The sequence below is a fragment of the Kluyvera ascorbata genome, assembly GCF_023195735.1.
GTDB classification, from domain to species: domain Bacteria; phylum Pseudomonadota; class Gammaproteobacteria; order Enterobacterales; family Enterobacteriaceae; genus Kluyvera; species Kluyvera ascorbata.
Map to the genome: position 1 here is coordinate 3,533,658 of NZ_CP096201.1, position 13,286 is coordinate 3,546,943.

Here is a 13,286-nt window from a genome sequence, read left to right on the forward strand (position 1 = left end):
TAGCGCGGTCTCATCGTAACTTTGTCGGTGAAGCCTCGTTTTTGATAGCTTAGTTTACCCGGCTCTTGCTGTTTTCATTTCAATAGGGTCATTCTATAATGAGACGCATTAATTCGGGTGCATTCTCTGTGATACTTTCGCTGATGGAAGTTGATCGTTTAGCAACAGGACAGATTCCGCATGACTGACAACAATACCGCATTAAAGAAGGCTGGCCTGAAAGTCACACTTCCACGGTTAAAGATTCTGGAAGTCCTTCAGGAACCGGATAACCACCATGTCAGCGCGGAAGACTTATATAAACGCCTGATCGACATGGGTGAAGAGATTGGTTTGGCCACGGTTTACCGCGTACTTAACCAGTTTGATGACGCCGGCATCGTGACTCGTCATAATTTTGAAGGCGGTAAATCCGTTTTCGAACTGACCCAGCAGCATCACCACGATCACCTGATTTGCCTCGACTGCGGCAAAGTGATCGAGTTCAGCGATGATTCCATCGAAGCTCGTCAGCGTGAAATCGCGTCGAAGCATGGTATTCGCTTAACGAACCACAGTCTTTATCTCTACGGTCACTGCGCTGAAGGCGACTGCCGTGAAGATGAACACGCGCATGACGCAGTCGCAAAATAAGCGTACTGCCTCTCGAAAAGCCAGCCTATGCGCTGGTTTTTTTATACTCTGCGTTTTACGACGCCCACAAAAAAACCGCTGCAAGCAGCGGTTTTTTATTATCAGCGTAAGCCTATTTCTGCGGCGTATTGTTGCTGCGAATTTCTTGCCAGATCTTATCGCAGTTTTTTGCTACTGCTTCATCATTGCCCATTTTTCTAGCGTTAATGCATTTCTGGTAGTCGATGACGCGCACGCTTTCCTGGTTCGCGAACTGCTCGTGTGCTTTCTCTTGCTTCAGCACGTTCAGTACGCTTTGACAGGCCTGAATTTTATCCGGGTTGCCTTCTGCGGTGTTAATACAGGCGCTGTAGGCATCCTTCAGCTTGCTATCTTCCTTCGGCGCAGGAGATTGCGCACAGGCGGTTAACCCAGCAGCCATCAGCGCAACAATAATCAGTTTTTTCATACGATGAGCCTCTTAGCGGCGGCAGAGGTCTCCCCCTGCCACGTTAGCATCAGAAAATGGTGAACGGTGCGATAACCATGAATTTCACGTCACGCTCATCCTGGAAGATGTTGCCGTAACCACCGCCCCAGCTTGGGATATCGGAGTGATTGTCATACTGAGTGAAGTGCAGTTTGAACAGCGTACCTTTCGCACGACCATCCTGTACGGTGTATGCTACATCGAGGCTGTAGGCAGACTCTTTAATCTTGTTGTTCTTGTCGTAGTACGCATCCGGGCTCAACTGCCAGGTCGCTGGCTTAGCATCCCATGCGTAAACGTAAGAAGCACCCACTGCCCAACCCGGCAGATCCCAGTTTTTCAGGTCATACATAGTACCGAAGAAGACCGCTTTTTCGCCGTTGGCGTTGAAGTCAGAGCGGTTATCCCACCAGATATCCAGACGACCGTTAGAGGAGGCGTAGGTTGGCGTCATACGCTGCAGGAAGTAACCCTGCTGGCCTTCTGCTTTAACCCAGGTCCCTTCCAGACGGAAGTCGAAGACTTCTTGCAGCTTGTAGCCGAAGGTTAATGCTTGCAGCCATGCGGTGCCGTCATAGATGTCGTTGACGCCGTGATCGCTCACCTTGTCACGGGTACCGTAGAACTGGTAGCTGGTGGTCAGCGGGCCGCCAGGGATATCAAATTTGTAGCTACCTTTGGCGAAGTACTGATCGATATAGCCTTCTGCCTGACCAAATGCGGCTTCCAGCACCAGGTCATTTTTGAAATCGTATTTCGCACCGATGGAGTGCAGGTAATCAACTTTGGTCTTCTTATCGTTCTGATAGAAGTTGTCCATTTCAAGGTGCCAAGGCGCCTTGTAGTTGTTGGTCCACATGTAGGAGAAGCTCAGCGCGCCAGCATCACCGTAGTCGAAATTGGCCCCGGCTTCAGCACCCTGATAGGTACCTGGCATAAAGCTCCAGTGCGGCGCCAGCAGCGTCTGACCGGTTGGCTGGATGTAACCTGCGCGAGCCCATGCTGGCCCTAATTTAAATTTAGCTGCCGCTTTGTACAGGCTGATACCGCTCTTATCGCCGCTGTAATCTTCGCTGTAGCCTTTGTTCTTAGAGGAGAACGCAATTTCGTTCGGGTGACCGCTTTCTGCACTTTCCGCCATTTCAATTGCGGTGAACGCAGCAATATCAATACCGAACATATCGGCAGCATAGCCAGACTGGAAGTCGAGGTTGGCGTTCCAGGTGGAATGAGAAAGGTTGGTTTTGTATTTGTCATTATCGGTGACATCTTTACGGTCACGCTCACGCTGCCAGTAATAGATACCGCCGGTCAGTGTAGAATCATCGATGAAACCTTCTGCTTTTGCTTCCGGGGTCATCATAAAGCCTGACATTGCTGTCACACCGGCGATAGCCAGCGCCAGCGTACTACGTTTGCCACTAAACGTACGCATAGTTATATCCTCTTTGACTTTTAAAAATGCCGCTGCAAAGCAGAAGCAAAAAATAAAAACTTTAAAAAAAATGAACTTCTTAAAAAAGGTGTTTCGCTACACCGATAGACTATTTTTCGCGACGCGAATTATCAATCCTTTTCCTCAACGAGAGTGCAGGATTATGACAAAGCGCACATATTTGGTTTCTGTTTGTAACAGCGTGCGTTATTGAAACATATTCACGTCAGGCCTTGTGGGCTCTGGGTTAAATGTGAATGAGAGCGTTTACATAATGTTTCTGTGATAGAAGAGATCAAAAATGAAGAAGCGCTTAGGCTTAGAAGGTTTGCATTAATTCGCTACGCGAAACTATGAGGGACGTATTTTTTCATCCGAAAGAACACCGTTATTCCAACGAAAGTTTTCGTTAAAAACGAGGCAAAAAAAACGCCGCATGGGCGGCGTTTTTATTATTGGGTGTTAATTACCCCACCCAGGTGTCTCGTAAACCAACGGTACGGTTAAACACCAGCTTCTCAGCCGTGGTGTAGCGGCTGTCCAGGCAGAAGTAACCCTCACGCTCGAACTGGAACGCTTTACCGGCTTCAGCGGCCTGCAGAGACGGCTCAGCGTAGCCCTGCTTGATAACCAGTGACTCTGGGTTCATTACCGACAGGAAGTCTTCTGCGGCACCAGGGTTTGGCACGCTGAAGAGACGGTCGTACAGACGAATTTCAACCGGCAGCGCATGTGCCGCGCTAACCCAGTGAATGACGCCCTTCACTTTACGACCATCTGCTGGGTCTTTGCTCAGGGTATCAGCATCGTAGGTACAGAAGATGGTGGTGATATTGCCTTCAGCATCTTTCTCTACGCGCTCTGCTTTCACCACATAGGCGTTACGCAGACGAACTTCTTTACCCATCACCAGGCGCTTGTACTGCTTGTTGGCTTCTTCACGGAAGTCCGCGCGGTCGATCCAGATCTCAGCGCTAAACGGCACGTCACGGCTACCCATTTCCGGCTTATTCGGATGGTTAGGCATAGAAACCAGCTCGCTTTCGCCCTGCGGGTAGTTTTCGATAACCAGTTTAACCGGGTCGATAACCGCCATTGCGCGCGGCGCGTTTTCGTTGAGATCTTCGCGAATGCAGGATTCCAGCGAAGCCATCTCAATGGTGTTGTCCTGCTTGGTGACGCCGATGCGCTTACAGAATTCACGGATAGACGCCGCGGTATAACCACGACGACGCAGACCGGAAATGGTCGGCATACGTGGGTCATCCCAGCCTTCTACGTGTTTTTCCATTACCAGCTGGTTCAGCTTACGCTTGGACATCACGGTGTATTCCAGATTCAGGCGCGAGAATTCGTACTGGCGCGGGTGAACCGGGATGGTGATGTTGTCCAGCACCCAGTCGTACAGACGGCGGTTGTCCTGGAATTCCAGCGTACACAGGGAGTGCGTAATGCCTTCCAGCGCATCGCTGATGCAGTGAGTAAAGTCGTACATCGGGTAGATGCACCACTTAGTGCCGGTCTGGTGGTGATCGGCAAATTTAATGCGGTACAGCACCGGATCGCGCATGACGATAAACGGCGAAGCCATATCGATTTTAGCGCGCAGGCAGGCAGTACCTTCAGCAAAGCCGCCGGTACGCATTTTTTCGAACAGCGCCAGGTTCTCTTCCACGCTGCGATCGCGGTACGGGCTGTTTTTGCCCGGTGCGGTCAGCGAACCGCGGTATTCGCGGATCTGCTCAGGCGTTAATTCATCAACGTACGCCAGGCCTTTGTTGATAAGCTCGACCGCGTAGGCATGCAGCTGATCGAAGTAATCAGAAGAGTAACGGACGTTGCCAGACCAGTGAAAACCTAACCACTCGACGTCGTTTTTGATGGACTCAACGTATTCGATATCTTCTTTAACCGGGTTGGTGTCATCGAAACGCAGGTTGCACTGGCCTTGATAATCTTGCGCAATGCCAAAGTTCAGGCAGATGGATTTCGCATGGCCGATGTGCAGATAGCCATTCGGCTCTGGCGGAAAACGAGTATGCACCGTGTTGTGCTTACCGGTAGCCAGATCTTCATCAATGATCTGACGAATAAAGTTAGTCGGGCGGGCTTCAGCCTCACTCATCGTGGATTCCTCAAAGCGTAAACAACGTATAACGGCACATGATCTTATAAGCCGCGCCCGGAGACAACTATTTGTTGCACAAAAAAGGCGATGGAATATCGAATATGGGGGTATTTGCTGCAAAAAAAAGCGGCGGAGGATTTCCCCCCGCCGCTTAAGGCACTTAACTCACTTTACTCAGGAGCAGTTATTTACCTTTAATCTCATACAGTGGCGTTTGACCGGCAACCACATGACCTTCGGCTTTAATCACCAGACCGCCGAAATCATCGCTGTTGCTGCAAACTACCGGGCTAATCATCGAGCGCGCATTGGCGTTCAGGAAGTCCAGGTCCATTTCCAGGATTGGCTCACCCGCTTTCACTTCTGCACCCTCTTCAACCAGACGTTTGAAGCCTTTACCTTCCAGCGCCACGGTATCGATACCCATGTGGACAACGATTTCCGCGCCTTTGTCAGTTTCCAGGCAGAACGCGTGGTTGGTGTTGAAGATTTTCACGATGGTGCCCGTTGCTGGGGAAACTACGGTTTTATCCGTTGGTTTAACCGCCACACCGTCACCGACCGCTTTGCTGGCGAAGGCTTCATCAGGAACCTGCTCCAGTGCAACCACATCACCGGTAATCGGAGAAACCAGAGTTTCTACGGTCGCGGTGTTAGCCACAGCCTGCGGTTTTGCCGCCGCTGGTGCTGCTGGCGCTGCGCTTTCCGCTGCTGCTGCGGCAACCGGGCCACGCGCAACGACTTTCTTCATCGCGTCGCCGATAGACTCAGCTTTCGCACCCACGATAACCTGGATGGTTTGTTTGTTCAGTTTCACCACACCGGAAGCGCCCAGACGTTTGCACATCGCGTCGCTTACCTTCGCGGAGTCGCCTACGGTCAGGCGCAGACGGGTAATACAGGCATCAATCGCTTTCAGGTTGTCAGTACCACCAACTGCGGCAATGTAGTTAGTTGCCAGCTGATTCAGACCTTCTTCGGTGTTACTGTTCGCTTCTTCAGTCACCACGTTGTCGTCTTTATCTTCACGACCTGGTGTTTTCAGGTTGAACATGCGGATAACCACACTGAACAGGACGAAGTAGATAACGAAGAAGACCAGACCCATTACCACCAGCATCCAGACGTTCTTACTTGCTGCCGGCAGGCTGTACATCAACACGTAGTCGATAGCGCCTGCGGAGAAGGAGAAGCCCGCGTGGATACCCAGCAGCGTTGCGATGAACAGGCTAACGCCGGTCAGAATCGCGTGCAGCAGGTACAGTACCGGCGCCAGGAACATGAACAGGAATTCCAGCGGCTCGGTTACACCGGTCAGGAATGCGGTGACCGCCACGGACAGCAGCATACCGCCAACCATTGGACGACGCGCTTTCGGTGCTGCGAAGTACATCGCCAGCGCCGCACCCGGCAGACCAAACATCATGATTGGGAAGAAGCCGGACATGAACATACCCGCAGTGCCGTCACCCGCATAGAAGCGGTTGATGTCACCGTGGAAGACCGCACCGGCCGCGTTGGTGAACTCACCAATCTGGAACCAGGCGATGGTGTTCAGCACCTGATGCAGACCAGTTGGGATCAGCAAACGGTTGATGAAACCAAAGATACCGGAGCCCAGCGCGCCAGCGCCAACGATCCACTCACCACCTGCGTGGATGGCGTTCTGCACCGGTGGCCACACGTAGCCAAAGATGGCTGCCAGCACCAGACAGAAGAAGCCAGTGGCGATCGGCACGAAGCGTTTGCCGCCGAAGAAGCTCAGGAAGTCAGGCAGTTTGATACCCGCCCAACGGTTATAAACGGCACCACCGACCAGACCGGTAATGATACCCGCCAGGACACCCATGTTAATGGCTGGGTTGATGGTGACCATTGCTTTAGTCAGTACGAAATAACCGACTGCGCCTGCCAATGCTGCTGCACCCGCGCTGTCTTTAGACCAGCTGGATGCCACACCGATGGCAAAAATCAGCGCCAGGTTATCAAAGATAGACCCGCCCGCTTGTGCGATGAACGGCACGTTAAGTAAGTCTGGCTGACCGAATCGCAGCAACAGCGCCGCCACCGGCAGCACAGCGATAGGGAGCTGTAACGCCCTACCTAGTCGCTGGAAAAACCCTAAAATATTCATCTTATTCCCCCTACGAGACCCCGATACGGCTCATTTAAGCCATTTTTTTATTGTGCAAAAAAGCATGACACTGCGATGTCTTGTAAACTGCAATCACAACTCTGAGGATTATGAGTGTGTGGAAGTTTAATTCGTATCGCAAATTAAACACGTGTTTTTTGTGACTATTGTCACCAAATATTGTTATCACCACTCCCTTTCGCTGGCTAACCATGAAAACTTATTTTATGATTCAAAAAATCAAAACGGATTGCTCCCTGACGATGCAAACAGGTGACGCTTAAAGCGTGTACGGAGATGCCATCCGCCAACTTCTTACATTTTACATTTTGAGGTGAAGAATGAGACTGATTCCTCTCGTTAACGCTGAACAAGTCGGCAAATGGGCTGCCCGCCACATCGTTAACCGTATCAATGCTTTCAAACCTACCGCGGACCGTCCGTTCGTCCTCGGCTTGCCAACCGGCGGCACCCCGCTGGCAACCTATAAAGTATTAGTTGAAATGCATAAAGCGGGCCAGGTGAGCTTTAAGCATGTCGTCACCTTCAACATGGACGAATACGTTGGTCTGCCAAAAGAGCATCCGGAAAGCTATTACAGCTTCATGCACCGCAACTTCTTCGACCACATTGATATCCCAGAAGAAAATATCAACCTTCTGAACGGCAACGCGCCGGATGTTGACGCAGAATGTCGTCGTTATGAAGAAAAAATTCGTTCTTACGGCAAAATTCACCTGTTTATGGGTGGCGTGGGCAACGATGGTCACATCGCGTTCAACGAACCGGCGTCTTCCCTTTCTTCCCGTACCCGTATCAAAACGTTGACGCATGAAACCCGCGTCGCAAACTCCCGTTTCTTTGACGGCGACGTTGCACTGGTACCAAAATATGCGCTGACCGTTGGCGTAGGTACACTGCTGGACGCTGAAGAAGTGATGATTCTGGTGCAGGGATCAACTAAAGCGCTGGCGCTGCAGCAAGCGGTTGAAGGCAACGTTAACCATATGTGGACCATCACCTGTCTGCAGCTGCACCCGAAATCGCTGATTGTCTGCGACGAACCTTCTACCATGGAGTTGAAGGTCAAGACCCTGAAATATTTCAATGAATTAGAAGCTGAAAATATTAAAGGTCTGTAATGTCTTATCGTCCCGTGGTCTACCGCGGGACAAATTTTTAGAACACCGGGGGTCGTAATGTATGCATTAACCCATGGCCGAATCTATACCGGCCACGAAATTCTGGATGACCATGCGATTATCGTCGCCAATGGCCTTATTGAACGTATTTGCCCACTGGCCGATGTACCAGCGAACGTCGAACAGCGTTCTGTTAATGGCGCCATTCTCGCCCCTGGTTTTATCGACGTTCAGCTTAACGGCTGCGGCGGCGTGCAGTTCAACGACACCGCTGAAGCGGTCACCGTTGAAACGCTGGAAATCATGCAGAAAGCCAACGAGAAATCGGGCTGCACCAACTATCTGCCTACGCTCATCACCACCAGCGACGACCTGATGAAACAGGGTATCCGCGTGATGCGCGAATATCTGGCGAAGCATCCTAACCAGGCGCTGGGTCTGCACCTTGAAGGCCCGTGGTTGAATCTGGTGAAAAAAGGCACTCACAACCCAAGCTTCGTGCGTAAACCCGATGCTGAATTAGTGAAGTTCCTCTGTGATAACGCAGACGTCATCACCAAAGTGACCCTGGCACCCGAGATGGTTGCACCGGAAGTCATCACCGCGCTGGCCAATGCAGGCATCGTCGTTTCTGCAGGCCACTCCAACGCCACCGCGCAAGAAGCACGCGTAGGTTTCCGCGCAGGCATCACCTTCGCGACGCACCTGTTTAACGCGATGCCTTATATGTCTGGCCGCGAACCGGGCCTGACCGGGGCTATCCTGGATGCGAACGAAATCTACTGCGGCATCATTGCTGACGGCCTGCACGTGGACTACATCAATATCCGTAACGCCAAGCGCCTGAAAGGCGATAAGCTGTGTCTGGTAACCGATGCCACCGCACCGGCAGGCGCCGATATTGATCAGTTCATTTTTGCTGGTAAAACAATATACTACCGTAATGGACTCTGTGTTGATGAAAACGGTACATTGAGCGGTTCCTCGCTGACCATGATCGAAGGAGTTCGCAATCTGGTAGAACATGCCAATATTGCGCTCGACGAAGTGCTTCGCATGGCAACGCTCTACCCTGCTCGCGCCATTGGCGTTGAAAAACGTCTCGGCAGCATTGCACCGGGCAAGGTCGCGAACCTGACCGCATTCACGCACGACTTTAAAATCATCAAGACCATCGTTAATGGCAACGAGGTCGTTACTGAGTAAGAGAAAGTATGACATCAGGCGGACAAGCTCAAATTGGTAATGTTGACCTCGTAAAACAGCTTAACAGCGCGGCCGTTTACCGCCTGATTGACCAGCATGGGCCAATCTCGCGTATTCAGATTGCCGAGCAGAGCCAGCTTGCTCCCGCCAGCGTGACCAAAATCACGCGTCAGCTTATTGAGCGCGGATTGATCAAAGAAGTCGATCAGCAGGCCTCCACCGGAGGCCGCCGCGCTATCTCCATCATTACCGAAACCCGTAATTTCCACGCCATTGGCGTTCGCCTTGGCCGTCACGACACGACCCTCACGCTGTACGATTTAAGCAGTAAAGCGGTTGCTGAAGAGCATTATCCGCTACCTGAGCGCACCCAGGAAACGCTGGAACATGCCCTGCTTAACACCATCGGCACTTTTATTGAATCGTGCCAGCGTAAAATTCGTGAGCTGATTGCTATTTCAGTGATTCTGCCTGGGCTGGTTGACCCTGAGAGCGGCGTTATTCGCTATATGCCGCACATCCCGGTGGAAAACTGGCGTCTGGTTGAAGCGCTGGAAAAACGCTTCAAAGTGACCTGTTTTGTGGGTCACGATATCCGCAGCCTGGCGCTGGCCGAGCACTACTTTGGTGCAAGCCAGGACTGTGAAGACTCCATTCTGGTGCGTGTGCATCGCGGCACCGGCGCAGGCATTATCTCCAACGGGCGCATTTTTATCGGCCGCAACGGCAACGTCGGTGAGATTGGTCATATTCAGGTCGATCCGCTCGGCGAGCGCTGCCACTGCGGTAACTTTGGCTGTCTGGAAACCGTGGCCGCCAATGCCGCCATTGAGCAACGCGTGCGCCATCTGCTGGAGCAGGGCTACCAAAGCCGCGTGACGCTCGACGATTGCCACATCAAAACTATCTGCAAGGCCGCCAATAAGGGCGACGCGCTGGCAACCGAAGTGATTGAGCATGTAGGCCGTCATCTCGGTAAAACCATCGCCATTGCCATTAACCTGTTTAACCCGCAGAAAGTAGTGATTGCCGGTGAAATCATCGAGGCCGACCGCGTCCTGCTGCCCGCCATTGAAGGCTGCATTAACACGCAGGTTTTAAAGGCTTTTCGCAAGAATCTGCCGGTGGTACGTTCAACCCTCGACCACCGCTCCGCGATTGGCGCATTTGCGCTGGTCAAGCGCGCAATGCTCAACGGTATCCTGCTACAACATTTGTTGGAAGGTTAGTCCTAAGAGGCAACGCCGGGGATAACGTGTATAATTACGCCTCTTTAAAAACAAACGCCAGGTAGTCCATGACCATTCAGAATGTAATCTGTGATATTGACGGCGTGCTGATGCACGACAACGTTGCCGTGCCGGGTGCGGCGGAATTCGTCGCACGCGTACTGGATAAAGGTATGCCGTTTCTCTGTCTGACCAACTACCCTTCACAGACGGGCCAGGATTTGGCGAACCGCTTCGCCACCGCAGGCATCGACGTGCCTGACAGCGTGTTTTATACCTCCGCCATGGCAACCGCCGATTTCCTGCGCCGCCAGGAAGGGAAAAAAGCCTACGTGGTTGGTGAAGGGGCATTGATCCACGAGCTCTATAAAGCCGGGTTCACCATTACCGACGTCAACCCGGACTTCGTTATCGTGGGTGAAACACGTTCCTTTAACTGGGAAATGATGCACAAAGCGGCATTCTTCGTCGCCAATGGCGCTCGCTTCATCGCCACAAACCCAGATACCCATGGCCGCGGCTATTACCCAGCCTGCGGCGCACTGTGCGCCGGTATCGAAAAAATCTCTGGCCGTAAGCCGTTTGTCGTTGGCAAGCCAAGCCCGTGGATCATCCGCGCCGCCCTTAACAAAATGCAGGCCCACTCTGAGCAGACGGTTATCGTCGGCGATAATCTTCGCACCGATATTCTGGCTGGCTTCCAGGCAGGGCTCGAGACCATTCTGGTTCTCTCTGGCGTCTCCACCGTTGATGACATCGACAATATGCCGTTCCGCCCGTCGTGGATTTACCCATCGGTTGCCGAAATCGATATCCTTTAATGATCCAGCCGCTGCAAATGGCAGCGGCAACACCGGTGCCCGCTCGGGCATCGGTCCAACTAATCCCTCTGACTTCTCTCATCTTTTTTTCTGTTGCTTAGACCCGTTCTAACGTCACCCGGCAATATCTGAAGAGTTGGCTAACAACTTGCCCCACAGAAAACAGATTCACTAAAAAAAACACGTTTAAAATGACAATTCATCAATAATAGAGAAGTTAACGTACGTATTTTTTAGTATTCATTAACCCCTATTGCATTATTTCTTTCAGAGGCTGAAAAAACCTTGCGCCTGCTCGCCCTTTGCGGCATTTTTTTAGTCATGCAAAGACGCTGCGACAGTACAGCGCCGCACAATTTCACAGCACAACAGGGTTAACGGAGAAGTCTATGTGTTCTATTTTCGGTGTACTGGATATTAAAACTGATGCGGTCGAGCTGCGTAAAAAGGCGCTTGAGCTCTCCCGCCTGATGCGCCACCGTGGCCCGGACTGGTCTGGGATCTACGCAAGCGATAAAGCGATTCTCGCGCATGAACGCTTGTCGATTGTTGACGTCAACGCCGGTGCCCAGCCGCTGTATAACGAAAAGAAAACGCACGCTCTGGCCGTCAACGGTGAAATCTACAACCATCAGGCGCTGCGCGCTGAATACGGTGACCGTTACCAGTTCCAGACCGGTTCTGACTGCGAAGTCATCCTCGCGCTGTATCAGGAAAAAGGTCCAGAATTCCTCGACGATCTGCAAGGGATGTTCGCCTTCGCGCTGTACGACAGCGAGCAAGACGCGTACCTGATTGGCCGCGACCATATCGGTATTATCCCTCTGTACATGGGTCACGACGAATTCGGTAACTTCTACGTCGCTTCTGAAATGAAAGCACTGACCCCAGTTTGCCGCACCATTCAGGAGTTCCCTGCCGGTAGCTATCTGTGGAGCAAAGACGGTGAAATCCGTCAGTATTACCAGCGTGATTGGTTCGACTACGATGCGGTTAAAGACAACGTCACCGACAAAAACGAACTGCGCCAGGCGCTGGAAGAATCGGTGAAAAGCCACCTGATGTCTGACGTACCGTACGGCGTGCTGCTTTCCGGCGGCCTGGATTCTTCGGTCATTTCAGCTATCACCAAAAAATTCGCCGCGCGCCGTGTAGAAGATCAGGAACGCTCAGAAGCCTGGTGGCCGCAGTTGCACTCCTTCGCCGTCGGCCTGGAAGGGTCTCCTGACCTGAAAGCCGCGCAGGAAGTGGCAAACCACCTGGGTACCGTGCACCATGAAATTCACTTCACCGTGCAGGAAGGCCTGGATGCGATTCGCGACGTGATTTATCACATCGAAACCTACGACGTGACCACCATTCGTGCCTCAACGCCGATGTATCTGATGTCACGTAAAATCAAAGCGATGGGCATCAAAATGGTGCTGTCTGGTGAAGGTTCTGATGAAGTGTTTGGCGGCTACCTGTACTTCCACAAAGCGCCAAACGCCAAAGAACTGCATGAAGAGACCGTGCGTAAATTGCAGGCGCTGCACATGTACGACTGCGCGCGTGCTAACAAGGCGATGTCCGCTTGGGGCGTAGAAGCACGCGTACCGTTCCTGGATAAAAAATTCCTCGACGTGGCGATGCGCATCAACCCGCAGGACAAAATGTGCGGCAACGGCAAGATGGAAAAACACGTGCTGCGTGAGTGCTTCGAATCGTATCTGCCAGCAAGCGTTGCATGGCGCCAGAAAGAGCAGTTCTCCGACGGTGTAGGCTATAGCTGGATTGATACGCTGAAAGAAGTGGCGGCGAAACAGGTGACCGATCAGCAACTGGAAACTGCGCACTTCCGCTTCCCGTACAACACGCCAACGTCTAAAGAAGGCTATCTGTACCGTGAAATCTTTGAAGAGCTGTTCCCGGTGCCAAGCGCTGCGGAATGCGTCCCAGGCGGCCCGTCCGTTGCGTGCTCTTCCGCGAAAGCAATTGAGTGGGATGAAGCGTTCAAAACCATGGACGATCCTTCTGGTCGTGCGGTAGGCGTGCACCAGTCGGCTTACAAGTAAGCGTGGTCGTGAGATAGAAAAAAGCCCCTGATGGT

10 protein-coding genes are annotated in these 13,286 nt (G+C 52.1%); 6 read left to right on the forward strand and 4 right to left on the reverse strand.

Annotated elements, in window-relative coordinates; translation table 11 throughout:
- Positions 1–180: 180 nt before the first annotated feature.
- Positions 181–633 (forward strand): ferric iron uptake transcriptional regulator, encoded by a 453-nt coding sequence (gene fur / locus MY052_RS16890; RefSeq protein WP_035892692.1) that lies wholly within the window; start codon positions 181–183, stop codon positions 631–633.
- A gap of 112 nt (positions 634–745) precedes the next feature.
- Here fur and MY052_RS16895 read toward each other — a convergent pair whose 3' ends face one another.
- From MY052_RS16895 to nagE, 4 genes are all read right to left on the reverse strand, one after another.
- Positions 746–1,081, reverse strand: a complete 336-nt coding sequence (locus tag MY052_RS16895) for a ChiQ/YbfN family lipoprotein (RefSeq protein ID WP_035892691.1) — start codon at positions 1,079–1,081, stop codon at positions 746–748.
- A gap of 49 nt (positions 1,082–1,130) precedes the next feature.
- On the reverse strand, positions 1,131–2,537 hold the full coding sequence (gene chiP / locus MY052_RS16900) for a chitoporin ChiP (protein ID WP_248537458.1): 1,407 nt from the start codon (positions 2,535–2,537) through the stop codon (positions 1,131–1,133).
- A gap of 466 nt (positions 2,538–3,003) precedes the next feature.
- A complete protein-coding gene (gene glnS / locus MY052_RS16905) occupies positions 3,004–4,662 on the reverse strand; it encodes a glutamine--tRNA ligase (RefSeq protein WP_035892688.1) in 1,659 nt (552 codons plus the stop codon).
- Positions 4,663–4,849: 187 nt separating this feature from the next.
- Entirely contained in the window at positions 4,850–6,799 is a 1,950-nt protein-coding gene (gene nagE / locus MY052_RS16910) for a PTS N-acetyl glucosamine transporter subunit IIABC (RefSeq protein WP_202216229.1), read from the reverse strand.
- 341 nt (positions 6,800–7,140) lie between these two features.
- On the opposite strand from nagE, the gene nagB reads away from it, so the two are divergent.
- The 5 genes from nagB (at position 7,141) to asnB (ending at position 13,251) form a co-directional block, all read left to right on the forward strand.
- Positions 7,141–7,941 carry a glucosamine-6-phosphate deaminase gene (nagB, locus tag MY052_RS16915; RefSeq protein ID WP_035892686.1) on the forward strand — a complete coding sequence of 267 codons (801 nt, stop codon included), beginning with the start codon at positions 7,141–7,143 and terminating at the stop codon, positions 7,939–7,941.
- 57 nt (positions 7,942–7,998) lie between these two features.
- Positions 7,999–9,147 carry an N-acetylglucosamine-6-phosphate deacetylase gene (gene nagA / locus MY052_RS16920; RefSeq protein WP_035892685.1) on the forward strand — a complete coding sequence of 383 codons (1,149 nt, stop codon included), beginning with the start codon at positions 7,999–8,001 and terminating at the stop codon, positions 9,145–9,147.
- Between the two features lie 8 nt (positions 9,148–9,155).
- Positions 9,156–10,376, forward strand: a complete 1,221-nt coding sequence (gene nagC / locus MY052_RS16925; RefSeq protein ID WP_035892684.1) for a DNA-binding transcriptional regulator NagC — start codon at positions 9,156–9,158, stop codon at positions 10,374–10,376.
- 68 nt (positions 10,377–10,444) lie between these two features.
- Positions 10,445–11,197: an HAD-IIA family hydrolase gene (locus MY052_RS16930; protein WP_035892682.1), complete on the forward strand. Its 753-nt coding sequence runs from the start codon at positions 10,445–10,447 to the stop codon at positions 11,195–11,197.
- A gap of 389 nt (positions 11,198–11,586) precedes the next feature.
- Positions 11,587–13,251: an asparagine synthase B gene (gene asnB / locus MY052_RS16935; protein WP_035892681.1), complete on the forward strand. Its 1,665-nt coding sequence runs from the start codon at positions 11,587–11,589 to the stop codon at positions 13,249–13,251.
- The last annotated feature ends 35 nt before the right edge of the window (positions 13,252–13,286 follow it).